At 42.3% G+C, this 26,520-nt stretch carries 23 protein-coding genes and 1 other annotated feature; of the genes, 1 reads left to right on the top strand and 22 read right to left on the bottom strand.

Translation table 11 applies throughout. The features are described from left to right. Positions 1-4: 4 nt before the first annotated feature. The 5 genes from rpoZ to LCM09_RS11975 all read right to left on the bottom strand — a co-directional run bounded on the left by rpoZ (position 5) and on the right by LCM09_RS11975 (position 4,893). Positions 5-208, bottom strand: a complete 204-nt coding sequence (gene rpoZ, locus LCM09_RS11995; protein WP_224882995.1) for a DNA-directed RNA polymerase subunit omega — start codon at positions 206-208, stop codon at positions 5-7. Between the two features lie 6 nt (positions 209-214). Beyond that, positions 215-826, bottom strand: coding sequence for a guanylate kinase (gene gmk / locus LCM09_RS11990; RefSeq protein ID WP_224881994.1), 612 nt, complete (start codon positions 824-826; stop codon positions 215-217). Between the two features lie 22 nt (positions 827-848). Continuing rightward, the gene (gene remA / locus LCM09_RS11985) at positions 849-1,109 is read right to left on the bottom strand and encodes an extracellular matrix/biofilm regulator RemA (RefSeq protein WP_224881992.1); all 261 of its coding nucleotides are present in this window, start codon (positions 1,107-1,109) and stop codon (positions 849-851) included. A gap of 74 nt (positions 1,110-1,183) precedes the next feature. Beyond that, a complete protein-coding gene (locus tag LCM09_RS11980) occupies positions 1,184-2,125 on the bottom strand; it encodes a YicC/YloC family endoribonuclease (protein ID WP_224881990.1) in 942 nt (313 codons plus the stop codon). 74 nt (positions 2,126-2,199) lie between these two features. Beyond that, positions 2,200-4,893, bottom strand: a complete 2,694-nt coding sequence (locus tag LCM09_RS11975) for a calcium-translocating P-type ATPase, SERCA-type (protein WP_224881989.1) — start codon at positions 4,891-4,893, stop codon at positions 2,200-2,202. 115 nt (positions 4,894-5,008) lie between these two features. Between LCM09_RS11975 and LCM09_RS11970 the strand changes: the two genes are divergently transcribed. Next, on the top strand, positions 5,009-6,709 hold the full coding sequence (locus tag LCM09_RS11970; protein WP_224881987.1) for an Rqc2 family fibronectin-binding protein: 1,701 nt from the start codon (positions 5,009-5,011) through the stop codon (positions 6,707-6,709). A 68-nt stretch (positions 6,710-6,777) separates the two neighbouring features. On the opposite strand, the gene LCM09_RS11965 is transcribed toward LCM09_RS11970, so the two are convergent. The 17 genes from LCM09_RS11965 to LCM09_RS11885 form a co-directional block, all read right to left on the bottom strand. Further along, positions 6,778-7,287, bottom strand: a complete 510-nt coding sequence (locus LCM09_RS11965; protein WP_224881985.1) for a VOC family protein — start codon at positions 7,285-7,287, stop codon at positions 6,778-6,780. A 634-nt stretch (positions 7,288-7,921) separates the two neighbouring features. Further along, positions 7,922-8,578, bottom strand: a complete 657-nt coding sequence (locus tag LCM09_RS11960) for a class I SAM-dependent methyltransferase (RefSeq protein WP_224881984.1) — start codon at positions 8,576-8,578, stop codon at positions 7,922-7,924. A gap of 16 nt (positions 8,579-8,594) precedes the next feature. Beyond that, a complete protein-coding gene (gene pyrE, locus LCM09_RS11955) occupies positions 8,595-9,242 on the bottom strand; it encodes an orotate phosphoribosyltransferase (protein ID WP_224881977.1) in 648 nt (215 codons plus the stop codon). Then, a complete protein-coding gene (gene pyrF, locus LCM09_RS11950) occupies positions 9,226-9,951 on the bottom strand; it encodes an orotidine-5'-phosphate decarboxylase (RefSeq protein WP_224881975.1) in 726 nt (241 codons plus the stop codon). Before pyrF ends, pyrE begins: the two co-directional genes overlap by 17 nt. After that, on the bottom strand, positions 9,924-10,865 hold the full coding sequence (locus tag LCM09_RS11945) for a dihydroorotate dehydrogenase (RefSeq protein WP_224881973.1): 942 nt from the start codon (positions 10,863-10,865) through the stop codon (positions 9,924-9,926). The genes pyrF and LCM09_RS11945 overlap by 28 nt, the downstream gene beginning before the upstream one ends. Then, the gene (locus LCM09_RS11940) at positions 10,862-11,629 is read right to left on the bottom strand and encodes a dihydroorotate dehydrogenase electron transfer subunit (protein ID WP_224881967.1); all 768 of its coding nucleotides are present in this window, start codon (positions 11,627-11,629) and stop codon (positions 10,862-10,864) included. Before LCM09_RS11940 ends, LCM09_RS11945 begins: the two co-directional genes overlap by 4 nt. Beyond that, entirely contained in the window at positions 11,626-14,835 is a 3,210-nt protein-coding gene (carB, locus tag LCM09_RS11935; protein ID WP_224881966.1) for a carbamoyl-phosphate synthase large subunit, read from the bottom strand. The genes LCM09_RS11940 and carB overlap by 4 nt, the downstream gene beginning before the upstream one ends. Further along, positions 14,828-15,916, bottom strand: coding sequence for a carbamoyl phosphate synthase small subunit (locus LCM09_RS11930; protein WP_224881961.1), 1,089 nt, complete (start codon positions 15,914-15,916; stop codon positions 14,828-14,830). Before LCM09_RS11930 ends, carB begins: the two co-directional genes overlap by 8 nt. Beyond that, a complete protein-coding gene (gene pyrC / locus LCM09_RS11925) occupies positions 15,913-17,196 on the bottom strand; it encodes a dihydroorotase (protein WP_224881959.1) in 1,284 nt (427 codons plus the stop codon). Before pyrC ends, LCM09_RS11930 begins: the two co-directional genes overlap by 4 nt. Further along, complete coding sequence (locus tag LCM09_RS11920; protein WP_224881957.1) at positions 17,196-18,092, bottom strand: aspartate carbamoyltransferase catalytic subunit; 897 nt, start codon at positions 18,090-18,092, stop codon at positions 17,196-17,198. Before LCM09_RS11920 ends, pyrC begins: the two co-directional genes overlap by 1 nt. 144 nt (positions 18,093-18,236) lie before the next feature. Further along, complete coding sequence (locus LCM09_RS11915) at positions 18,237-19,550, bottom strand: solute carrier family 23 protein (RefSeq protein ID WP_224881956.1); 1,314 nt, start codon at positions 19,548-19,550, stop codon at positions 18,237-18,239. Between the two features lie 157 nt (positions 19,551-19,707). Next, positions 19,708-20,250, bottom strand: coding sequence for a bifunctional pyr operon transcriptional regulator/uracil phosphoribosyltransferase PyrR (gene pyrR, locus LCM09_RS11910; protein WP_224881954.1), 543 nt, complete (start codon positions 20,248-20,250; stop codon positions 19,708-19,710). A gap of 207 nt (positions 20,251-20,457) precedes the next feature. Further along, complete coding sequence (locus tag LCM09_RS11905; protein ID WP_224881953.1) at positions 20,458-21,369, bottom strand: RluA family pseudouridine synthase; 912 nt, start codon at positions 21,367-21,369, stop codon at positions 20,458-20,460. Continuing rightward, the gene (gene lspA / locus LCM09_RS11900; protein ID WP_224882993.1) at positions 21,369-21,830 is read right to left on the bottom strand and encodes a signal peptidase II; all 462 of its coding nucleotides are present in this window, start codon (positions 21,828-21,830) and stop codon (positions 21,369-21,371) included. Before lspA ends, LCM09_RS11905 begins: the two co-directional genes overlap by 1 nt. Before the next feature lie 118 nt (positions 21,831-21,948). Further along, positions 21,949-24,705: an isoleucine--tRNA ligase gene (ileS, locus tag LCM09_RS11895; protein ID WP_224881951.1), complete on the bottom strand. Its 2,757-nt coding sequence runs from the start codon at positions 24,703-24,705 to the stop codon at positions 21,949-21,951. A gap of 70 nt (positions 24,706-24,775) precedes the next feature. After that, positions 24,776-24,990 (bottom strand) — a binding site (T-box leader). 164 nt (positions 24,991-25,154) lie between these two features. Next, positions 25,155-25,655 (bottom strand): DivIVA domain-containing protein, encoded by a 501-nt coding sequence (locus LCM09_RS11890; protein WP_224881946.1) that lies wholly within the window; start codon positions 25,653-25,655, stop codon positions 25,155-25,157. A gap of 84 nt (positions 25,656-25,739) precedes the next feature. After that, entirely contained in the window at positions 25,740-26,513 is a 774-nt protein-coding gene (locus tag LCM09_RS11885; protein ID WP_224881945.1) for a YlmH family RNA-binding protein, read from the bottom strand. Between the last annotated feature and the right edge of the window lie 7 nt (positions 26,514-26,520).

Here is a 26,520-nt window from a genome sequence, read left to right as displayed (position 1 = left end):
TCTACTAGTCGTGTATCATTCCATCTGCTAACAATTTGCCGTCCATTACTTCTTCTAGCGCTTTACCTACTGGCTTTTCGGACTTAGGGTGGTCAACATAAACATTCTCAGTTTGCTGAATGATACGAGCTCGCTTTGCCGAAAGGGTTACGAGCGTGTATTTGGAGTCAATTCTGTCCATTAATGAGTCGATTGATGGATATAAGATCATAGTTTATACCTCCGTTACGTTTTTATAATTATGTGCAATACGATCACGTCTTAAATGCTCTGCGGTAATGATTGCTCTCATTCTTTCGCATGCAAGCTCAACCTGATCGTTTTCAACGATATAATCGTACTGATCGATCAGTTCAATCTCTTCTTTCGCAACACCCATCCGATTGTCAATCACATCGTCTGTTTCAGTTCCACGATTGACAATTCGACTTCTGAGTTCAGTAAGGCTCGGTGGCATTAAGAAGATAAAGGCACCTTCAGGGAAATGCTTTCTTACCTGTTTGGCTCCTTGAACTTCGATTTCCAATAATACATCTTTACCTGAATCAAGCGTTTCTTCTACGTAATCAACAGGTGTTCCGTAGTAATTGTCTACGAATTGAGCGTATTCAAGTAGTTTATTGTTTTCAATCATTTCTTCAAACTCAGAGTGTGATTTAAAGAAATAGTCCACTCCATTTACTTCGCCTTCACGCGGTTTACGAGTGGTAACAGAAATTGAATACTGCACTTCCTCTGCATCCTGCATGAACGCTTTTCTCACTGTTCCTTTTCCAACTCCTGATGGGCCAGAAAGGACAATTAGTAATCCGCGATCTTTATTCATACTAACCTCCACTTTCTAAATCCTACTCATCTGATAGTTCGTCTTTGTTGATCAGTCGCTGCGCTACAGTTTCTGGCTGAACCGCTGATAAAATAACATGATCACTATCAGAGATAATAACGGCACGAGTTCTTCGCCCGTATGTAGCATCAACCAACATATTACGATCTCTAGCTACCGTAATAATTCGCTTAATAGGTGCTGATTCTGGACTAACGATCGATACAATTCGGTTGGCGTTGACGATATTGCCAAAGCCAATGTTAATCAATTTAATACTCATTGTCTTTCCTCCCGGGAATCACGATTCTATTTTTACACAGTTTGTGTGAATTTAAACGATGAATATCGTGCAGACTATTCGATATTTTGAACTTGTTCACGAACCTTTTCAACTTCACTCTTCAGGTCGACCACGTACTGGCTGATCATGTGATGAGTAGATTTGGAACCGATCGTATTAAGCTCTCTATTTATCTCCTGCACTAAGAAGTCAAGCTTTCGTCCGATTGCACCTTCTGTAGTAAGAATATCATGGAACTGAATGAGATGACTACGAAGTCTTGTAATTTCTTCATCGATACTTGCCTTATCGGCAAGAAGGGCAACTTCTGTTAAGACTCGTCCTTCATCAACATCCTCTAGTTCTTTAAACTCAGCTAATTTATGCCGAATCCGCGTTTCGAAAGCTTTTGTAACATCGCTAGTCATTCCTGAGATAAGCTCTATTTTCTTTTCCATCTCGATTAGCTTTGAATGGATATCATCATTCAAGGAGATCCCTTCAGAACTTCTCATCAAAAGCAACGAATTTACAGCCTCTTCAAGAGCATCAACTATACCAGTTTCTACTTTATCTAAGGATGTTTCCCCTTGCTGCACATGAAAAACATCTTCGAGATTCACTAACTGAGAAATCGAAAGGTCGTCTTTTAACTCGTACCGTTCACCGGCTTGTTTTAACAACGTTATGTATTGATCGAGCAACTTCCAATCAGTTCGTAACTCATTTGAATCCATAGCTGAGCCTTCTAGCTGGATGTACACATCTACTTTACCGCGATGAACGTTTTGCTGCACGATCTTTTTGAATTTCGTTTCCATCTCTAGTAGAGATTTTGGCATTCTAAAGGATACATCGAAGTAGCGATGATTAACTGATTTTATTTCCACAGTTATTTGAACACCGTTATATTCTGTAGATGCTCTTCCATACCCTGTCATACTCTTAACCATACTATCACTTCCATTAGCTATTCTATCCAATTGTACCACTTCATAAAGCTGAAACAAAGTCATAACTTCGTCTCGATTTAGGATTCTCCCTTTTTATGAAATAAACTGTAAATTCAATAAAAAAACAGAGGGATACATCACCCTCTGTTCAAACGGATGTTTCTTTTGAAGAAGACTGAACCTGCAAGAAGAAAGGTTGGGATACATGAGAAGACAAGAATGAGCATCCACTCTCTCATTGAGAGGTATGTTGTATGAAAGATCGGTTGGAGTGGTTCATAGTAAATAACTGCAAGAAGCAGACCGACCGATGATAGCACTGCTAAGACGAGTGCTTTGTTTTCAAAAGGATTTCTGTGAAAAATGGACCGTTCACTTCTACAATCGAACACATGAATAAGCTGCGCAAGAACAAGAGTAGAGAATGCTACCGTTTGAGCTTTCACAAGCTCATCAGGATTTTCACCGTAGCAGATCATGAACGCTGCAAGAGTACAGATCCCGATCATAATTCCCCGTGAAATAATCTTCCAACCTAGCCCTCTAGCAAACACCCCTTCTTTCGGGTGACGTGGATTTCTTTTCATCACATTCCCTTCTGCTGGGTCAAGGCCTAGAGCCATTGCAGGTAGGCCATCTGTAACTAAATTCACCCATAGAATTTGAATTGGCACTAGTGGCAGCGGAAGCGCAAGAAGGATGGCAAATAACATCACTAAGATTTCGCCAACATTTGAAGCAAGAAGGTATCGAATAAATTTACGAATGTTCTCGTATATATTTCTACCTTCTTCAACAGCTGCTCGAATCGTTGCAAAATTATCGTCACTCAAGATGAGTGAGGATGCTTCTTTTGCTACATCTGTACCGGTTAGCCCCATCGATATGCCGATATTCGAGGCTTTTATGGCCGGCGCATCATTGACCCCATCTCCAGTCATAGCGACGATATGCCCTTTTTTCTGAAGAGCTTTCACGATTTTCAATTTATGTTCAGGGGATACACGAGCAAATACGTATATATCTTCAACGTTATCTTCTAATTCTTCAACAGTATAAGTAGATAGCTTACTACCCTCCATCACCTTTCCATCTTCAGGCAAGATACCGAGGTTGCGAGCGATTGCTGTTGCCGTTGTAACATGGTCACCTGTAATCATTATCGTCTTAATTCCAGCGATTTTACACTCTTCTACTGCTTGCTTCACTTCTTCTCTAGGAGGATCGATCATCCCTTGTAAGCCAACAAACGTAAGTCTTGATTCTGCCTGTACGCTATGTAAAAGCCTCTCTTCATTTTGGATCGGCTTAAAAGCGACGGCGATCGTACGAAGCGCATTGTTACCAAAAGACGTAAGTTCATCTTGTATTTGTTTTTCATAGCTTTTACGAAGTGGCGCTTGTCTTTCATTCCAAAGAACAGAACCACATTGCTTTAAGACGATATCAGGTGCACCTTTTGCAATGACGTATCGTTTCCCTGATCGATCTTCTACGATTACACTCATCATCTTACGGTTGGAATCGAACGGGAACTCCTGAATAATCGTAAATTCCTCTTCACGAACTTCTTCTGTTAAGCCAGCTTTCATCGCAGCAGCTACTAACGCCCCTTCGGTAGGGTCTCCATCAAGATAGTAGTCTCCATCTTGTTCAAGAACTCTAGCATTGCTACAAATCAGCCCAAATGTTAAAAGCTGTTTTAACGACTTTTCATCATCAGAATATACTCTCGTATCTCCTTTGAAAAAGTCTCCATACGGAGAATATCCAGATCCCGTCACATTCCACGTTTGGCCACCAGCCCAGAGCTTAGTAACCATCATTTTGTTTTGAGTCAGCGTGCCTGTCTTATCTGAACAGATGACTGTTGCGCATCCTAACGTTTCTACTGATGGCAGCTTTCTTACGATCGCTCTTCGTTTGATCATCTTTTGCATACCTATCGCTAAGGCGATCGTTACGATGGCAGGAAGTCCTTCTGGAATTGCTGCAACGGCTAGCGATACACCTGCTAAGAACATGTCATAAACATCTCGTCCTTGAAAAATCCCCAGTAACACAACGATTGCTGTTAAGAATAGTGCTCCTGCTATTAGGATCTTTCCTAATTGCTCCAAGCGATGCTGCAATGGCGTTTCAAGTGTATCAGCATTTTGAATCAAGTGGGCGATTTTGCCCATCTCTGTATTCATGCCTGTAGCGGTAACGATTCCAATTCCTTTCCCCTTCGTTACAAGGGTCCCCATAAATCCCATATTAAGTTGATCACCAGGACCTGCTCCTTCTTCTCGTATCGGCTCTGGATGTTTGTTTGAAGGCACCGATTCACCAGTTAGTGCTGATTCTTCGATTTGCAGCTCCTGACAATGGATGATTCTGAGATCTGCTCCGATACGGTCTCCACTTTCAATTCGAACAATATCCCCAACGACAGCTTCTCTTGCAGGTATTGAAAGCCACGCGGAATCACGCAACACTTTCATATGTGGAGATGATAGTTGCTTTAATGCTTGTAACGACTTTTCTGCTTTCCGCTCCTGGACAAACCCGAGTATCCCATTGACCAATATGATGAGGATGATCGCGATTGCATCAAGGTACTCACCAAGAAGACCCGATATTAGGGTCGCTGCAAGTAAGACGACGACCATAAAATCTTTGAACTGCGATAAAAACATGAGGAATAACGATGGCCGCTCTGCTTCCTCAAGCTCATTTGGACCAAAGACCTTTCGTCTCTCTGTCGCATCTTCCGTGCTGATACCAGTTTCAACATTCGTTTCTAATTCTTCTGCCACCTCTGGTTCTGTCATATTATACCAACTCATGTTCAACACTCCGATCCTGCACAATGTCACTCTAATAGTCCATCTATATTCAGACAAGCCACAAAAAATGCTATACTGTACAAGATGTCTATTGATAGAAATGTAGGTGAACAGTATGTCATTCGACGGTATGGTCACAAGAGCCGTAGCGCATGAGACAAATGAAGTATTAAAAGGTGGTAGAGTAACGAAAATCTATCAGCCTTATGCAACAGATTTACTCCTCGTCATTCGTTCAGGAGGTAAGAATCATCAGCTATTAGTATCTGCTAACCCTTCGTATGCAAGAATTCACATTACGGAAGAATCGTATGCGAATCCAAAAGAGCCACCGATGTTTTGTATGTTATTAAGAAAACATTTGGAAGGTAGTATTATCGAAGAAATCAATCAAGTTGAAAACGAGCGAATCATTCATATTACGTTCAGAGCCCGAAACGATTTGGGGGATATGACGACAAGAACACTCGTAGCAGAAATTATGGGGCGTCATAGTAATGTGATGCTTTTGAACGAGAATTCTATGATCCTTGATAGTATCAAGCATCTTTCTCCTTCGGTAAACAGACATAGAACTGTCATGCCAGGGCAGGATTATGTTGCACCGCCAGAACAAAATAAAGTGTCACCATTTAATTTATCAGAGGAATATTTTCTAAGACAGATTGACTTTAATGCAGGAAAACTAGGAAATCAGCTTGTACAAGCATTCGGAGGCGTCTCTCCATTAATCGCAAACGAAGTCATTCATAGATCTGGACTTGCAACGAGATCTACCCTACCGGAAGCATTCCGTTCTATTTTTGAAGACCTCTACAACCATCACTACACGCCACAGATGGTTTTGTCTTCAAAAGAGAATTTCTCTGTCGTTTCACTGACTCACATAAAGGGCGAAAGCAAGTCGTTCGATACAGTTAGTGAGCTTCTTGACCGTTTCTATTACGGTAAAGCCGATCGCGATCGTGTCAAACAGCAAACGAATGATCTTGAACGTTTCCTTTCAAATGAACGAAAGAAAAATGAAAAGAAAATAAAGAAGCTAACAAAAACCATTCAAGAAGCAAAATCAGCTGACAAGTACCAGTTACTTGGCGAGCTCTTAACAGCTAATATGCATATGGTTAAGCGCGGTGACGCTGAAGTCGAAGTACAAAATTACTACGACGAGGAAGGCGGAACGGTAACGATCGAGCTAAACCCTCTAAAGTCACCTTCTGATAACGCTCAGCAATATTTTAAGAAATACAATAAAGCAAAGAACTCGATCAACGTTCTAGAAGAGCAAATCGAGAATGCCCATGAAGAAATAGCATACCTCGAACAGCTGCTACAACAATTGTCATCTGCTTCTCCACGAGATATTGAAGAAATTCGTGAAGAGCTTGAGGAAGAAGGATATATAAAGAAACGATCAAGAAAGCAAAAGAAAAAGAAGAATTCAAAACCTCAGTTAGACACGTATGAATCAACTGATGGTACAGAGATACTCGTAGGGAAAAACAACAAACAAAATGAGTATTTAACGAACAAATTAGCAGCAAGAAGTGAAACGTGGCTGCACACGAAAGATATACCAGGGTCACATGTCGTGATTCGAGACAGAGATTATTCTGAGCAAACGCTATTAGAAGCAGCCAACCTCGCAGCTTACTTTAGTAAAGCAAGAGAATCTGGGTCTGTTCCAGTTGATTATACTGAGGTACGTAACGTGAAGAAGCCGAATGGTGCAAAACCTGGTTTCGTGACGTATGACCATCAGAATACGCTATTTGTTACACCAGATGAAGATCTTGTTTATAAGATGAAGAAATAATAACAAAGCGTCACGCCAATTTGGCGTGACGCTTTGTTATTAATTACGTAAACGTGCCTATATTAGAATCATCCTTCATACGTAATTTGTTCTTTCACCTCATTCAAAATGCGAATATCAATTTTCTTCATTTTCAACAGTTCTTTCATTATCTTATCCGCTACGGATGGATCTGATTGTAGTAGGTCTTGAAGCTGATCAGGAACGATTTGCCATGACACACCGAACTTGTCCTTTAGCCATCCGCATTGCTGAGCCGATTCTTCTCCTCCTTCAGAGAGCTTATCCCAATAATAATCCACTTCTTCCTGTGATGCGCATGAGACGATAAACGAAACAGCTTCATTGAATGTAAAGTGAGGGCCGCCATTTAACGCTACAAATTTCTGCCCTTCTAAAGAAAACTCGACTGTCATCACACTTCCTTTCTCTTTACCATGAATTTCTTGCCCGGCTTTCCTATAATGAGTGACTTTAGTGACCTCAGAATGTTTGAATATCGTCGTATAAAAGGTTACCGCTTCTTCTGCTTCGTGATCGAACCATAGATTAGGAATAATCTTTTGGAAAGTCGCCATGCTTCTCTACCTCCCTTGGAATAATTACAGTATCAAGGCTGAAAAATTTACGAAGATGGAGCATGATCCATCACTAGTAATCTTCTCTAACCATGCCAGTTAACCTTTAAGTCACCCAAAGAAAAAAAAGCAGCTTAGCTAGCTGCTAGCTTGTAGAGAAACTTGATTAATGTGTTCCCTATGCCGTAGGAGTTTGAATACCACAAGATTCCTGTGGACGAACGCCTGAGCCTCCTCGCGGACAAAAGCCGTCCACTCCGAGTCTCAAACGCCCGTTTTCCACGGGAGTCAAGTGGTATTCACTCCTATTAGGTAGCAATCAATCAAAGCAAACTTTCCGACTGATTATGATTAAGTAGTCCTCTGTTTTATACCCTAAAAGTAATTTAATGGCTTTTCTTATTTTCGAAACCACATATCAATGTTGATTGGAGCGGAAGGATGCTCGACTCCTGCGGGACGTGCGGGACAGGTGAGACCCCACAGGAGCGTTTTGAAAGCGACGAGGAGACTCACCGCCCGCCCCGCGGAAAGCGAGCATCCTGAAGCGGAAATCGCCTCACTATCCTTGCAGATGGTCTTTAAGACTTTCTCAACAATCTGAGCAGCTTAGCTAGCTGCTTTTACCTTCATTTTATAATTGTGCAACGGTAATAATTGCGAGTCCCTCTAATACTTCAATATGGTTTACTTCCTTCGCGCCGAGCGTCTTTAGCTTTTCACTTAATTCCTCTGATGTATACCGATGTCTCTTTGTAGATACATTCGACCATCTTAGAAGTGAGGTTTGTTCAAACCCGCTCATCCCGTGTTTTTTTGCATAGGAAAAAGCAGCAGACTGATCCATACGGAGAGAAGGATTCAGCATCACTACTTTTCCTGCTGTTTTTGTAACACGAATCATTTCTTTCATACCTTCTTCAGGCTCTGGTAATAAGAACATCACACAGGTGGATAACGATAGATCGAAAACATTATTTTCGAAAGATAAATCACAAGCATCTTCTACTGAAAAGTGTGTTTTCTCCACTCGATTTCGAAAGAAAAAGTTTTGTTTGCTTGCTTTCAGCATTTCAGTGGACAAATCGACTCCCGTAAGCAAAGATGCCTCTTCAACACCTCTTAACAATAATCTCCCTGTACCACATCCAACGTCGAGTACAGATTTATTTTCCCACGACCCTGAGGCATGTTTCAATTCATCATGTATTTCGCCAAGCCATTTTGTTCGTGCCATATCATCAAAGAATGATACGAGTGAATCAAATTCTTCGCCTTGCATTTTTCTCATAAGAACCCTCCATCGTTTAAACGGAGAGATTGTTTAACTGCTTAACCCACTCTTCTGAAGAGGGGTCGGCTCGCCAGTTCAGCAGTGATTGAACCTCTCTTTCCTTAATCATACCTGTTTCTGTTGCACTTGTTAACAATTCATCAAAATTCGTTAACGTATGCCATTCGATATTGTGTTCATGAAAATTCTCTGAGCCTTTTTCCATTCCATATGTGAATATTGCTATAACACCTAACACTTCAGCACCTGCTTTTCTTAGTTGAAGAGCAGCATCGATCGCACTACCACCAGTCGATATGAGATCCTCAATCACAACAACTTTTTGACCCTTGATTATTTTTCCTTCAATCACGTTACCTTTTCCATGTCCTTTGGCACTGCTTCTTACGTAAACCATGGGAAGATCAAGCTTATCGCTCACCCAGGCAGCATGAGGAATACCAGCAGTTGCGGTGCCAGCAACCACGTCTGCTTTTGGATATTGAGAAAGAATCAAACTAGAAAGACCTTTTGCGATTTCCCTTCGAACGGAAGGATAAGAAAGAGTTAGCCTGTTATCGCAATAAATAGGAGATAGTAAACCTGATGACCACGTAAACGGATCATTTGGTCTTAATGTGACTGCTTGAATGTCGAGCAGTGCTTTAGCGATTGATTTCATGTAATGTCCCCCATTCCGATTTCAATTTTTCATACGCTACAAGAGGGCTCCTCGAAGCTGTTATACTACGACCAACCACAATGTAGTCACTACCTAACACTCTAGCTTTTGCAGGTGTGCACACACGATTTTGGTCTCCAGCAAGATCACCTTCTAGTCGAATGCCAGGGGTTACAGTTAAGAAATCCAGCCCACAAGCTTCTTTAATACCAGGTACTTCAAGGGCTGAGCTTACTACGCCGTTTAGTCCACTATCTTTCGAAAGTCTTGCTAGAGACACGACACTTTCTTTCATGTTAAGTGCACAGTTCAGTTCTTTCTTGATCATTTGTTCTGATGAGCTTGTTAATTGTGTCACTCCTATACATAATGGACGCTTTTTCCCTGGAGCAGTTCCTGCCTCTAACCCTTCAATAGCCGCATTCATCATTCGTCTACCACCACTTGCATGTACGTTGATGAGGTCTACTTCAAGCGAAGCAAGTCCTTTCATCGCTTTACCGACTGTGTTCGGGATATCGTGTAATTTTAGATCTAGAAAAACGCGGTGACCTTGTTCTTTGAGTCGTTCGACAAGTCCTGGACCATACTGGAAGTAAGCTTCCATTCCTATTTTCACAAAAAGACTCTCTTCCTTTAACTGATCTAGTAAGCGATCTAATTCTTCTTTATTCGAGTAGTCTAGCGCGAGGATGATTGAAGTGTCCACTCTGTTTTCCAGCTCCTTCCTATTAATTCATCGATATGATAGAGGCCTAGATCATCTAATAATAAAGGGAGATTTTCAATGATAGTCGGACAACAATATGGATCTACGAAATTAGCGGTACCCACCGCTACAGCGCTTGCACCAGCTAAGAAATACTCCACTACATCCTCAGCAGTCTGAACGCCACCCATGCCGATGATTGGAATGGAAACTTGTTGACTGACCTGATGAATCATTCGAATCGCTACAGGTTTGATCGCTGGCCCAGATAACCCACCAGCTCCATTTGCAAGAATAGGTTTACTTGTTTTCAAGTCTATTCTCATTCCTAGAAGCGTATTGATCATCGTAAGCCCGTCAGCTCCCGCTTTTTCAACCGATTTTGCTATCTCAACAATATCAGTGACGTTTGGAGAAAGCTTGACATACACAGGTACACTTGATACGGCTTTAACTGCTTTTGTCACTTCATACGCAGTTTCAGGGACTGTACCGAATGCTAAGCCGCCTTCTTTTACATTTGGGCACGAAATATTCAGTTCGAGCGCATGGACGTTTGGAGCTTTAGAAATTTCCTTCGACACGGCTACATAATCCTCTATCGTTGAACCAGCGACATTTGCGATTATAGGGACATCAAACTCAGAAAGCCAAGGTAGCTCCGAATGAAGTACTTCGTCTAGCCCAGGGTTTTGCAATCCGATCGCATTCAGCATCCCTGAAGACGTTTCAGCAACACGAGGCGTGGGATTTCCAAACCTAGGTTCAGCTGTTGTTGCTTTCACCATGATCGCGCCTAGTTTCTCAAGGTCATAGAACTTGCTGTATTCACGACCAAACCCAAAGCAACCAGATGCAGGCATGATTGGGTTTTTTAAAGATAAACCGGGTAACTCGATTTGCAAACGACTCATAATACGACCTCCCCTGCTTCAAATACTGGTCCATCGCTACAAACCTTTCGATATTTGAGTGCAGTTGTATCTCCTTGAACATGACATACACATGCAAGGCACGCGCCAATTCCACATCCCATTCGTTGTTCAAGAGATAAATATACCTTGCCCTTCGAGCGATAAGATTCTAGAGCCCGAAGCATTGGGGATGGCCCACATGCAAAGAGATAATCAAAAGAGAAATCGAGCTGATTCGTTACGAACCCACTTTCTCCGTAACTTCCATCTACCGTGGTGATCGTGACGGGACCAAACTCTTTGAACTCTTCTTCATAAAAAACACTCTCTTTAGATTGAAAACCATTCACATGATGAACGTGAACGCCTCTTTCTTGTAAACTCTCTGACAAGTAGTACAGTGGGGGAACGCCGATCCCTCCCCCAACGAGCACTGCTGTTTGTCCCTCACGTAGTTCATCAACTGGAAACCCGTTTCCAAGCGGTCCTAGTATGTCAATCACTGCTCCTGGCACTTCACTTTTTAACAAGTTTGTTCCTTTTCCTTCCGCACGATAAATCATTGTGAGGAGATGCTTTTTTGGTTCAACGTGACAAATGCTGATCGGTCTTCGTAACAATGGATCAGATCCTCCCCCAGCTTTCACGTGAACGAATTGACCAGGTTTAAACGATTCGTCGATCGACTCATTGTAAACGATCGCTTCATAGATTGACTCGGCAATCTGTCTTTGCGACACAAGTTCAGTCTTTAACTGGTTCATGAATGAATCACTTCTTTTTGGTGAAATTTCGGCATGCTCTTACTTGAAAACGTCATCGTTTCTAGAACTCGAAGCAGCGCTTTCGCAGTATCCAACGACGTGAAACATACGACCCCATTCTCAACGGATTCGCGTCGAATTCGGAAACCGTCTCTTGCAGGCTGCTTGCCGCGCGTTAGCGTGTTGATGACAAACTGCGCTTGACCTTCACGAATCACGTGCAACAGATTTGGTTTTTCAGCACCGATCTTGTTTACAGTCGTTACAGGTATTCCTATTTCTCGTATGACCTCTGCCGTACCTTCAGTAGCGAGGATGTGATAGCCAATCGAGTGGAATCGCTTAACAAGCTCAACTCCTTCTTCTTTGTCTTTATCGGCGATCGTAAAGAGCACAGAGCCATGGGTTGGAATGTTCATCCCTGAAGCGACTAACCCTTTATAAAGAGCTTTTTCAAGTGTGCAATCTCTTCCCATTACTTCACCAGTTGACTTCATTTCCGGACCAAGTGTAATATCTACTCTTCTTAACTTCGCAAAAGAGAATACCGGAACTTTCACAAATACTTCTTCTCTTTCTTCTGCGTACCCTGTTTCGTAACCAAGTTCCATTAGTTTTTGACCAAGTATAACCTTCGTTGCAAAGTTCGCCATCGGAACTCCCGTTATCTTACTTAAAAACGGCACAGTCCTACTTGACCTTGGGTTCACTTCTAGGACGTAAACGTTTTTCTGCTGAATAACGAACTGGATGTTCAGCAGTCCAACGATGTTTAGTCCTCTTGCAAGCTTAATCGTTTGATTGATAAGCGTTTCCTTCACATCATCTGTGAGACTTTGAGGAGGATACACGGCGATCGAATCTCCTGAGTGAATACCCGCTCGTTCGATGTGTTCCATGATACCCGGAATATAGACCGTTTCACCGTCAGATATTGCATCAACTTCGATTTCTTTCCCCATTAAGTAGCGATCGATCAGCACGGGATGCTGTGGATTCACCTTCACTGCGTTTTTCATATAGTGTAAAAGTTCGCTTTCTTTATAAACGATCTCCATCGCTCTTCCACCGAGTACATAAGAGGGACGAACTAATACTGGATAGCCTATTCTAGTAGCTACTGATATGGCTTCTTCTACAGAAGTTGCTGTTTTTCCATCAGGCTGAGGAATATCTAGAGCTTTCATCGTGAGTTCAAATTTATCGCGATCTTCTGCCTTATCCATATCCGAAAGCTTTGTCCCTAGTATTCTCACACCTCTCGATGCAAGTTCATCTGCAAGATTGATAGCTGTTTGCCCTCCAAACTGAACGATAACGCCAGTCGGCTTTTCAAGTTCAATCACGTGCATAACGTCTTCGGCTGTTAATGGTTCGAAGTAAAGTTTGTCTGAAATACTAAAGTCAGTAGACACTGTTTCAGGGTTGTTGTTGATGATGATTGCTTCGTATCCTGCTTCACGAATTGCCCATACACTATGAACGGTCGCATAATCAAATTCGATTCCTTGACCGATACGAATCGGCCCAGAACCAAGGACTAATACACTTTCCTTCGAAGACCTAGCAGACTCATTTTCTTCTTCATAGGTAGAATAGTAGTAAGGCGTTTCTGATTCAAACTCGCCTGCACAAGTGTCTACCATTTTATAAACTGGAACGATTCCTTCTTCCATCCGTAGGGTGTAGATGTTCCTCTCTTCCTCACCCCATAATTCTGCGATGAACTTATCTGTAAATCCTTTTTCCTTCGCTTCTCTTAATCGTTCAAGATCACCTTTGTTCGATCTTAAGACTTCCTCAAGTTGAATGATTCCTTCTAACTTAACGAGAAAATAGTAGTCGATCGCACTCCACTCGTGAATATCCTGAATGGTCCTCCCTCTTCGAAAGGCCTCTGCGATTACGAAGATCCGTTCATCATCTGCATATTTAATACGTTCTTCTAGTTCACTCTCACTCAACTCACTCATATAAGGGATTAAAAGGTGATCAACATTTGACTCTAGTGAGCGGACAGCTTTCAATAGTGATTCTTCAATCGTTCGACCGATCGCCATTACTTCTCCAGTCGCTTTCATCTGAGTTCCGAGGCGACGATTTGCACTTTCAAACTTATCGAACGGCCACCTTGGAATTTTTGATACAACATAATCAAGGGCCGGTTCGAAACTTGAATATGTTTTCCCTGTAACTGGATTCTCCATTTCTGAGAGTGATAAGCCGACAGCAATTTTTGCTGCTAGCTTTGCTATCGGATATCCAGTCGCTTTTGATGCTAGAGCTGACGAACGACTGACGCGCGGGTTCACCTCGATGATGTAATACTGGAAGCTGTAAGGGTCAAGAGCGAGCTGAATATTACATCCACCTTCGATCTGCAAAGCTCGAATCACCTTCAGCGCTACGTTTCTAAGCATCTGATAGTCTCGATCAGATAGCGTTTGACTCGGAGCAACCACAATTGAATCCCCTGTATGAATGCCAACAGGATCAATGTTCTCCATATTACATACGACGATCGCCTTATCCTGACCGTCTCTCATCACTTCATATTCGATTTCTTTAAAACCAGCGATACTTTTTTCTAACAAGCACTGTGTGACAGGGCTATACTTCAAACCACTCGATACGATTTCTTCTAGTTCTTCATCGTTATGAACAATGCCGCCCCCAGTTCCACCAAGTGTATAAGCAGGGCGAACGATGACAGGATAGCCAATCCGATTAACGAACGAGTATGCCTCATCTAAATTGCGGACAATGTCACTTTCCGGAACAGGTTCGCTAAGCTTTCTCATTAACTCTCTAAAAAGGTCGCGATCTTCAGCCTGTTGAATTGCATCAAGACTCGTTCCTAATAGCTCTACATTGTATTCGTTCAAGACTCCCGCTTCCGATAATTCCATCGCAAGATTCAAACCAGTTTGTCCGCCAAGCGTTGCAAGAAGGGCATCTGGACGCTCTTTTCTAATGATTTTACTAACGAAGTCTAGCGTCAGAGGTTCAATGTAAACTTCGTCTGCGATCGTAGCGTCAGTCATGATCGTTGCAGGATTAGAGTTTACTAGAATGACTTCATAGCCTTCTTCTTTTAGCGCCTGGCAAGCCTGTGTACCTGCGTAGTCAAATTCAGCTGCCTGACCTATTACGATAGGACCTGAACCAATCACAAGAATCTTTTGAATATCTGTACGTTTAGGCATATGTTTTCTCCCCCTTAGTTGCAGTGATCATCGCAATGAACTCATCGAATAACTCATTTGAATCTTCAGGTCCAGGTGAAGCTTCCGGGTGATATTGGACGCTGAATGCAGCATGCTGCTTGTGCCTTACACCTTCAATCGTGTCATCATTGATCGCTGTGTGCGTAATGACTAGCTCTGTATTTTCTAATGTTGCAGGTGAAACCGTATACCCATGATTTTGAGACGTGATCGCCACTTTCCCTGTACTGCTCTCCATAACAGGATGATTTGAACCTCTGTGTCCAAATTTCATTTTCTCTGTATTAGCCCCACAAGCGAGAGCAAAAAGCTGATGGCCAAGACAGATTCCAAACAACGGAATTTTACCGAGTACTCCTTGAATCATGTCGATCGCTTCAGGAACATCTTTTGGATCTCCAGGTCCGTTACTCAACATGATTCCGTCTGGGTTCAGTCTTACTATTTCCTCGGCGGACGTGTGGTAAGGCACTACGACTACATCACATTTCCGTTTTGTAAGTTCACGAAGGATACCGTGCTTCATGCCAAAATCGACTAGAACTACTCGATACCCTCTACCCGGACTCGCATAAGGTGCTTTTATGGAAACTTCTTCAACTTGATTCCGTTTAAGCGGAATATCTCTTAGATCTTCTATCACTTTCTTCGTATCAACTTCCATATTACAAAGCTTTCCTTTGAGCGTACCGTTCGCACGAATGAGTTTCGTTAATTTCCTTGTATCGATGCCTTCGAGACCTGGAATTCCTTTGATTCTTAACAACTCATCGATCGTCATTTCGTTTCTCCAATAGCTTGGAGCTTTTGTGGCTTCCTTAACAATTAAGCCATGTACAGATGGATTTATCGATTCAAAATCATCTCGATTGATTCCGTAGTTTCCGATAAGAGGGTAGGTAAAAGTCACAATCTGCGCACAGTAAGATGGGTCTGACAAAATTTCCTGGTAACCTGTCATCCCTGTGTTAAAAACAACTTCGCCGCTTTTCTCAATTTCACTTCCAAACGCTTTTCCAACAAAAATTGAACCGTCTTCAAGTATCAGCTGTCTTTTCATTCGTGATCGCTCCCTTTCTCAAAAACCTTTTTTCCGTTCACATACGTGACCGCTGGCCACCCCTTGCAGTTCCATCCTTTAAAAGGAGTGTTCTTCCCTTTCGATACGAACGTCTCTGGGTCGATTCGTTCTTCACTATCTAAATCTATTAGCGTTAAATCTGCTTCCACACCTTCTTCTAGTGTTCCGTAAGATAATCCAAATGCTTCTGCTGGCTTTACTGTTAGCCAGTCAACTAGCTGTTTCAGTGTGAACGTTCCTTTCTCAACAAAGTTTGAGTAAAGAAGCGGGAATGCTGTTTCAAGTCCTACGATTCCAAATGGCGCTTTTTCCATTGATGTTGCCTTTTCTTCTTGTGAATGCGGGGCGTGATCTGTTGCTATGAAATCGATCGTACCGTCTAGCAGCCCTTCGATTAATGCTTTCTGGTCCTCCTTCGAGCGTAGTGGAGGATTCATTTTGAAATTCGTGTCAAGACCGGGGATATCTTCTTCAGAAAGAAGCAGGTGATGTGGGGTCACTTCTGCAGTAACATTGATTCCTGCTCGCTTCGCATCCCTGACAGTTCGTACTGATTCTCTCGTGCTTATATGGCATACGTGATAATGCGCGCCTGCTGCTTCAGCAAGTAGAACATCGCGTGCTATATGTACAGATTCACAAACGGAGGGGATTCCATTCAAATCATGTTCTTTTGAAAAGTGCCCCTCATGAACGCATCCTCTATTTATTAGCGTATTTTCTTCACAGTGTGCAACGATTGAGAGACCTAGAGATGCCGCACGTTTCATAGCTTCTAACATCATGCCTGCATGTTGAACTCCTACTCCGTCGTCGGTAAGAGCAAACGCTCCAGATGAACGAAGACCTTCAAAGTTTGTTAATTCATCGCCAAGCTGCCTAATGGTAATCGAGCCATATGGAAGGACACGGACGTTTGCTGTCTTTTCTATTCTTTCCATTAACTCAGACATAGTCGTACTTTGATCTGGTACCGGCCTCGTGTTAGGCATCGCAGCAATCGTCGTAAACCCTCCTTTTGCCGCTGCTTTCGTTCCCGTTTCAATCGTCTCTTTATGTTCGCCTCCTGGCTCTCTTAGATGAACATGTAGATCGACAAGGCCTGGAATAAGGAGCATCTTTTCCGCATCGAACGTGTCTTCGTGATCAGACTCGATCGACGATGAAATTCTTTCAACCTTTCCATCTCTTGAAATAAGAACATCACGTTTTTCTAGATTACCAGTTTCATTTAATAGCAGTGCATTTTTGATGATCATCACACATACATTCCTTTCTCTTTGGATTGAAGGATATGGTTTAAGACAGCCATGCGAACGTAAACGCCATTTTCCATCTGCTTAAATATTCGTGAGCGTTCACATTCTACCAATGAAGCATCGATTTCTACCCCTCTGTTTACAGGAGCAGGGTGCATGATGATGCTCCCTGCATTCATACGTCTCTCTCGTTCTACCGTAAGACCATGTGCCTTGAGATATGATTTTTGCTCAACACGCTTATCGTGTCGTTCATTCTGAATTCGGAGTAACATCAATACGTCTGCATGTTCTACTGCTTCATCCATCGTGATGTATGGAAATGCTCCGATCGAATCTTCTCGAAAGGCTTCTGGACCTGAGAAGGAAACGTCTGCACCAAGTTTTGAAAGAATAACCGCATTTGACCTTGCAACTCGACTGTGTTTGATGTCACCTGCGATGACGATTCTTAATCCTCTGAACGTATGAAACTCCTGTTTGATCGTTAGTAAATCTAAAAGTGACTGTGTAGGGTGGTGCCCACATCCATCCCCCGCATTAATAATCGATAATGACGTGTTTTCTATTAGAGATGCGTAGTACTTTTCTTCTGGATGACGGATGACCGCTACTTCTGCACCGATCGCTTCTAACGTTCTTATCGTGTCATAGAGGCTCTCCCCTTTTTGAACACTTGATCCTGCTACTTCAAAATTTAATGTATGGCATCCTAACCGTTTTTCCGCTACTTCAAAACTGAATCTTGTTCTCGTCGAAGGTTCGAAAAATAAATTTGCTACAACTGCTGAAGGAAATCCTACCTTTTCATTTCCTAATCGGAAGTGTTCAGCTTGTTGAAGAATCGATTCAATCTCTTCTTGCTCCATCGTCAACATATCGAGTAAATGCTTCATCTCACCACTCCTTCAATTTTCTTCATCGATCCTGGCATAAAAAAACACCCTGAGCAGTCTCAGGGTGTAGAAAAGTGGACGCGATGGTTCTCGCGCCTATTCCTCACCCTTTTAGGTCTCTCTGTACCTTTTTAAAGGATGTTACTATGCAGCTGTATGATCTTCTTCATTCTCTTCAAACATACTTTCAATCGATTCCTGCGTGCCTCCCCCAGGAAGGACGAGGTTCAAGAAGATTCCAATGATCGTAGCAAGCGCCATTCCAGCGATTTGAAGCTGCTCAGTTACCTGAATGAAGGCACCACCTACACCTAGTACTAAAATTACGGATGAAATGATTAAGTTTCTTTTCTCACCTAAGTCGATTTTGTTATCGATAAGCATGCGTAGTCCAGATGAAGCGATAATTCCGAAAAGAAGGATGGATACCCCGCCCATTACCGCTGTTGGAATAGTAGAAATGAGGGCTGATACCTTACCGATAAATCCAAAGATAAGTGCTAGTAATGCTGCACCTCCGATAACAAACACACTGAACACTCTAGTGATTGCAAGTACACCAATGTTTTCCCCGTAAGTTGTATTCGGTGGTCCACCTAGAAACGATGCGATCATCGTTGCAACACCGTCCCCTAGGATCGACCTGTGCAGCCCAGGTGTTTTCAAGAAGTTGCGACCAGCTACTTTACTCAGCACCATCTGGTCACCGATATGTTCAGCGATTGTCACTAGTGCGATCGGAACCATCACGAACAGGATTTCCCATGAAAACACTTGTACCGGGTTGTAATCCGCAAATGGGATGATGAAGTCAGGCACTTGGAACAGTGACGCTTCACGAACAGGCGAAAAGTCTACGAGTCCCATAAAATAAGCGAACGAATAGCCAGAAACGATTCCGATTAAGATTGGAAGAAGGCTTAGAAAACCTCTTAAGAAGATGGAAGCTGCAATTGTAACGCCTAACGTCACGAGCGCTACTGTAAAATGTATGCCACTATAAGCTTCCGTTACAGGGTTGTTCATAGCCATACTGATTGCAGTACCCGCAAGCCCAAGACCGATCACCATGATAACAGGGCCTACGACAATCGGTGGTAAGAGCCTAAGTAGCCAATTCAAGCCTGCTGCCCGTATCGTAATGGCAACAACGCCGTAGACGATTCCAGCGAAGAACGTCCCAATCATTGCTCCTTCAGGCCCACCAAGTGATACTGCTGAAATGATCGGAGCGATAAAAGCAAATGATGACCCTAGATATGCTGGAATTTTCCCTCTTGTAATCAGTAAGTATGCAAGTGTACCAAGTCCACTTGAAGCAAGTGCGACTGCTGGATCAAGACCAACTAAGAATGGTACGAGGATGGTAGCTCCGAACATTGCGAAAAGATGCTGGAGACTCAATGTAACCCAGGTTGTTGCCTTTGGTACTTCACGGATTCCTAATTCTTGTTTCATCGTTTTTTTTCCTCCTTGAATGTGCGTCCCGGCTAAGAAGGTATAAAAAAACTCCTCGCTTAGCCGCAAGGAGGTACACGCGTGTCCTAAATGAACAGCGTCTCCTCCCTTGGCTGTCTCTCTGGACTACCTTAAAGGGAGCACGTATTGTGTTTTTTTATGAATGTTTAATGCTAACTTGATCGAATTCATCAACTTCTGTTAAAGCAACTTCTATAATTTCTTCTTTTGAAGTCGGAACATTTTTCCCAACATAATCTGGGCGAATCGGAAGCTCTCTATGCCCTCTGTCGACGAGTACCGCAAGCTGAATCTGTGAAGGTCTACCAAGATCTATCAAAGCATCCATCGCCGCTCGAACGGTGCGTCCAGTGAACAATACATCATCTACTAGAATGACTTTTTGATCTGTTACGTCTTTATCGATGCTCGTTCCTTTTATTTTCGGATCCTGATTTTCATGCTTTAGAGATAAATCATCGCGATACATCGTGATATCGACCTCTCCGACAGGAATCGTTGAGCCTTCGATTTGTTCGATCCGTTCTGCGAGTCGTTCTGCGAGGTAGATCCCTCTTGTTTTAATACCTACTAGCATCGCATGTTCGATTCCTTTATTTCGCTCTAAAATTTCATGTGCGATTCTCGTTAGTGCTCGGCGAATCGCTTGATCATCAAGTAATACTCTCTTATCTTCCATATTTCTCTTCCTTTCAACTTGACGGCTACTGTGGTCCTAAGTCATAAAAAACCCTCTTGCCATGAGAGCAAAAGGGTTTTGGGCATACAAAATGTACGTTCAGTACATAGCCTTTGTTCCTTTGCAGCCTCACGGGACCATCTTTAAAGGATTGCTATATTGTCTACATGTAGTATGGCAGAGTGATGAAACCCTGTCAACACCTCTTTATCTTCTTAATCGCTTTAAAAGCTGTTCCATGTCTTCAGGTACTTCACGTGAAAATTCAAGCCATTCCCCAGACACTGGATGTTCAAAGCCCAATACGCCAGCATGTAATGCTTGCCCATCGATCGGTAACGATTTCTTTCTTGGACCATACTTTGGATCCCCTGCAACAGGGTGATCGATGTATTTCATATGAACGCGAATTTGGTGCGTTCGTCCTGTTTCTAGCTGACACTCTACATATGTGTAGTGGTCGTAACGTTCTAACACTTTAAAGTGCGTAACTGCATCACGACTTTGCTCATCCGTAACGGTCATTCTCTGTCTTTCTTGTTTATCACGACCAATCGGCGCATCGATCGTGCCGACATCATGCTGGATGTTACCATGTACGATCGCCTTGTAACGACGATTTACCGTTTTCGCTTGAAGTTGTTTCACAAGTGATTCATGAGCGTTGTCATTTTTAGCAACCATCAATAGACCAGACGTATCTTTATCGATTCGATGAACGATACCTGGGCGAATGACGCCATTAATCCCGCTAAGATCCTTAACCTGATGCATCAACCCGTTCACAAGCGTTCCGTTTGGATGACCTGGTGCTGGGTGTACAACCATGCCTCTCGGTTTATTAACCACAAGAACATCTTGATCTTCATAAACGATATCTAGATTAAGATCTTCAGGAACAACTTCAAGTGTTTCTGGTTCCGGCACCATCACGACGATTTCGTCGTCTTCAGAAACTTTGTAATTTCCTTTTACGGATTCACCGTTAACTTGAATGTTCTCTTCTTTGATCCAGGTTTGAATCTGGCTACGGGTCCATTCTTGATCAAATGATGGGATCAACTTATCGATTCGTTGACCTTTATTTTCTTGTGTTACTGTAAATGTATACTTTTCCATTACTTATCCCCTTCAGCTTGCTTGCCTTCAAATATAGTTCCGATAAAAATGAGGATCACTCCTATAACGAGCGAAGCATCTGCCACATTGAAAATCGGAAAATCATACGAGAAGATATATGTGTCAACAAAATCGACGACTTCTCCTCTAAAAATACGGTCAATGAAATTCCCAACTGCACCGCCTAAAATCAAGGCGAGAGTAACACTGACGAAACGGCTATGTTTATATTGCTTCATATAATATAAAACAGCGGCAATCACGATAACCGTTATAATATAAAAGAAAATCATCTGACCTTGAAGAATACCAAATGCAGCTCCTCGGTTTCGATGTGAAGTCAGATAAAGAAAGTCGTTGATCAGCTTAATTGTCTCCCCATATTCCATGTTTTTAACAACAAGCCATTTGGTCCACTGATCAAATAGTATGATGCCAATGGCTATTAAATATTTCCACACATGCGCTCCCCCGATCAAATGATACTTCCTATGAAAGTTTAGCACAGGATTCACTCCTGTACAATGTGAACGTCAACCGTATAAAAAGCGCTTTGCATTTTGCAAAGCGCCTTTTATCTTAATAATGGTTTTTCACAGTTTCAGCACAATCCACGCAAAGGGTTGGATATGTTTCGTCTTGACCAACTGTCTTCGTTACTCTCCAGCAACGTTCACATGTTTCGCCTTCTGCTGGTGAGACCACGATCGAAAGCTCTTCATAATCTTTCGCTTCTGATGGTGCTTCAGATTTGCTACCCGCAACTGATGCAGCAGAAACGATTAGAAGCTTATCAAGGTTAGTGATGCTTTCTAGAAGCTGTTTCGCTTCACCATCTGCATAGATATGAAGCTCCGCTGTTAGTGACTTACCAATTTTCTTTTCATTTCGAGCTTCTTCAAGAGCTTTAAGAACTTCATCACGAAGGTCCATGACTTGATCCCATTTGCTTTCTAGATCAGCAGTTCCTTCAAAGTTCTTCCCTTCAGGCATATCAGAAAGCTGAACATATTCTTCTTTTTCACCAGGGACAAACTGCCATACTTCTTCAGCAGTATGTGGAATGATTGGTGAAAGAAGCTTCGTTAATGCTACAGCTGTTTGATAGAGAACTGTTTGAATCGCTCGGCGCTTAGGATGATCTTCATGCTCGATGTAAAGCGTATCTTTTGCGATATCGAGATAGAATGAGCTCATCTCTGTTGTAAAGAAGTTATGGATCGTATTGTAAACAGTTAAGAACTGATACTCATCATAAGCTTTCTTCACTTTCGTCACCACGTTATTTAACTTCACAAGCATGTATTGATCGAGCTCGCTAAGATTTTCATATGAAACGCTATTCACTTCCGGATCGAAGCCTTCTAAGTTTCCTAGCATGAATCGGAACGTATTACGAATCTTTCTGTACACTTCCGCTACTTGTTTGAGGATCTCGTTCGAAACTCTAACATCAGCCTGGTAGTCAGCAGAAGAAACCCACAACCTCAGGATGTCAGCTCCGAGCTGCTTCATCACATCGTTTGGTACCATAACGTTACCTAATGACTTACTCATCTTCTTACCTTCACCATCAAGAACAAATCCATGACTCAGTACTGCCTTATATGGTGCTTTTCCTGTAACTGCTACAGAAGTTGATAGGGAGGAGTTAAACCAACCACGGTATTGGTCGGAGCCTTCAAGATACAAGTCTGCAGGACGAGCAAGATCATTGCGCTCTTCAAGTACTGCTTGATGAGAAGAACCAGAGTCGAACCAAACATCCATGATATCCATTTCTTTACGGAACGTACCGTTTGGACTATGTTCTGACGTGAATCCTTCTGGTAAGAGTTCTTTTGCATCCCATTCAAACCAGATGTTTGAACCGTGCTGTCTGAATAACTCTGACACATGGTCAATGGTTTCATCCGTTAGAATTGGCTCATCGTTCTCACCGTAGAAGACCGGAATTGGAACGCCCCATGCACGCTGACGGGAAATACACCAATCTTCTCTGTCTTTTACCATGTTGTGTAGACGAATTTCTCCCCAAGAAGGGAACCATTCTACGTCGGCTACGGCTTGTAATAGTTCAGGTCTAAATTGCTTGATCGAAGCAAACCACTGTTCAGTAGCACGGAAGATGATCGGCTTCTTTGTACGCCAGTCATGCGGATAAGAGTGCGTAAAGAACGAAAGCTTAACAAGTGCTCCAGCTTCTTCAAGCTTTTCGGTGATCGGCTTGTTTGCTTTATCATAGAACAACCCTTCAAATCCAGGTGCTTCGTTTGTGAAGACACCTTTTTCATCTACTGGGCAAAGGATTTCAAGGTTATACTTTCTTCCGATCGCATAGTCGTCTTCACCATGACCAGGAGCTGTATGAACGCAACCAGTACCAGCATCTAGCGTTACGTGATCTCCTAGAATCACGAGGGACTCACGATCGTAAAGAGGGTGTTGAGCCGTTACATACTCAAGTTCGCTACCTTTTACACGCTTAAGTTCTTTGACGCTATTCCATTCAAATTCTTCTTTTAGTTGATCCAGTAGTTCAGAAGCGACGATAAACTTGTTTCCATCTGCTTCCACTACGCTATATTCAAATGATGCATTCAAGGCGATCGCAAGGTTAGAAGGAATCGTCCAAGGAGTAGTTGTCCAGATGATGAACTTCTCATCTCCATCCAATACACCTTTTCCATCCTTTACTTGGAACCCTACATAAATTGAAGGAGATCGTTTGTCTTGATATTCGATTTCAGCTTCGGCTAGAGCCGATTCAGAAGTTGGAGACCAATAAACGGTTTTCTTATCTTTGTAAATATAGCCACGCTTCGCCATTTCTCCAAATACTTTGATTTGTTGAGCTTCATAGCCTTTGTTGAGTGTGATATATGGGTTATCCCAGTCTCCTCGTACACCAAGACGTTTGAACTGCTCACGCTGGCGGTCAACTTGTTTAAGGGCATACTCTTCACACTTCTTACGGAATTCAGCTACCGTTAACTTCTTACGATCAACACCTTTTTTCGTTAGTGCCTGCTCGATCGGTAGACCGTGTGTATCCCAACCTGGAACATATGGAGCATTAAATCCATTCATAGATTTGTAACGCACGATCATGTCCTTCAACACTTTGTTTTCAGCGTGCCCGATGTGGATATCTCCATTCGCGTACGGAGGGCCATCGTGCAATACGAAAAGAGGACGATCTTTCGTTCTTTCCTGTACCTTCTCATAAAGATTATTTTCTTCCCATTCTTTTTGCATATCAGGCTCTTTGTTTGGCAAATTTCCACGCATTGGGAACTTTGTTTTTGGCATTAACAGTGTTTCTTTAAAGCTCATGTCCTTTCCTCCTTCAAAATCAAAACGCCGCATTCTGTCTCCGTAAACATAAAAAACCTCCTCATCCCTAAATAGGGACGAGAAGGTTTTCCCGTGGTACCACCCAACTTAAGCACAGACCTGTGCTCACTTTGCATTCGTAACGTGAATGATACGCCGGGGCTTACTTATTGTTCAGCTCGGGACTCAGGGATGATTTTCACTGAATGCTTAACACCGGGCTCACACCAACCCCAGCTCGCTTTGTTAAGGTAAATCAGTTACTCTTCCCATCGCAGTCGTTCTTTATCACTTATTTGTAAGAAACAGTATCGTCCATTTCTTAATCATTTATGCTTTTGAAATGCGTAGTTAACCCTATTTATAGGAGTAACATTCGTAAGTATATCAAAAGTATAGTGTATTTAATTTTAATAAGTCAAGAAAATGCGGTATAAATGTTGAAAGATTTATGCGTTCTCTTGAATCTGCTCTTCTTCTTCATCAAAACGTGCAGCTAGCCCGTCCCAATCTTCGTTTGTAAGCATTTCAAGTTGAGCTTCAACAAGCATGCGGAAACGTGTACGGTATACGGAAGCTTGTTTTTTCAACTCTTCATTTTCCATTGATATCTTTCTTGCTTTTGCTAGAGAATCATTAATGATGCGATCTGCGTTCTTCTCTGCTTCCTTAAGGATCAAACGAGATTCTTTCGTTGCACTCTGCTTGACTTCTTCTGCAGTTTCTTGCGCGACAAGAATCGATTTGTTCAGTGTTTCCTCAAGGTTTGAGAAGTGTCCTAGTCTTTCTTCAAGAATCTTAACTCTCTCGTTAAGCTCTTTCTTTTCTCTGATAACAGTTTCATAATCTTTAATGACTTGATCTAGAAATTCATTTACCTCGTCTTCATCATAACCGCGGAATCCGCGAGTAAACTCTTTGTTATGAATGTCTAATGGTGTTAAAGGCAATTCAGCCACCTCCGGTTTGCTCTCTTTTATGTCCCAACTCGTAATTCGACAATCCTTTTGGACAATCCTTCTAAATATGACAAATTATTTTCTTATACTATACGTGATTCGCCATTTACCCTTCTTTGTCTTACCATCGATCGTGTTGATTTTGCTTCTACCTGAACCTCGAAGGGAAAGATAATCACCCGCTTTTATTTCGGTTGAAGGTTGATCAACGACCTTCCAATTTAATTTTGCACGTTCATGCTCGATCATTGGAGATACTTTAGAACGAGATAAGTTGTATACTTCTGCTAAAACTGCATCTAGCCGAAGGCTACTCACAGTACCAGTTTGCTCTTCCCACCTAGTAGGTGGAACATTAACCTTTGTAATCGGAATCACTTCTGGTGATATCGACGCTTTTCCAGCCTGGTTTAAGTTTATTTTAATATACTCCGCTACTTCTTCCGCCACGATTAACTGTGCGTGACCATCCATCACGTAAATATCACCGAATTTTTCCCGTTTTAATCCTAGTCCCATTAAAGCACCTAAAAGATCTGGGTGTGATAACGAAACGAATTTAGACGGATATGTAATTTCTAATGCAACTACTGCATAATCTTCTGTTGTTGCTGTTAGATAAGGGGGAAGAAGCAGTGCACGCTGTCGTTCTGCTCCGTCCACTGCGCCTGAAAAGGACACGCTCACTTCTGGATGATTTCCAATTATTTGGGTTACGATATCCTGCTCTCGTGGATCTAGGAAATCCGTCAGCTTTGGAGAATATCTTTCTTCTACTTCTCCTTGCCATTCTAACACTCGATCAACAAAATTTCGTTCTTCAGCTCGATAGTGTTCGTATATTGACATAGTCTTA

Source organism: Guptibacillus algicola (assembly GCF_020171805.1).
Classification (GTDB): domain Bacteria; phylum Bacillota; class Bacilli; order Bacillales; family Guptibacillaceae; genus Guptibacillus; species Guptibacillus algicola.
Note: the sequence above shows the minus strand (reverse complement) of the source record. Positions and strands in the feature narration are given on the sequence as shown.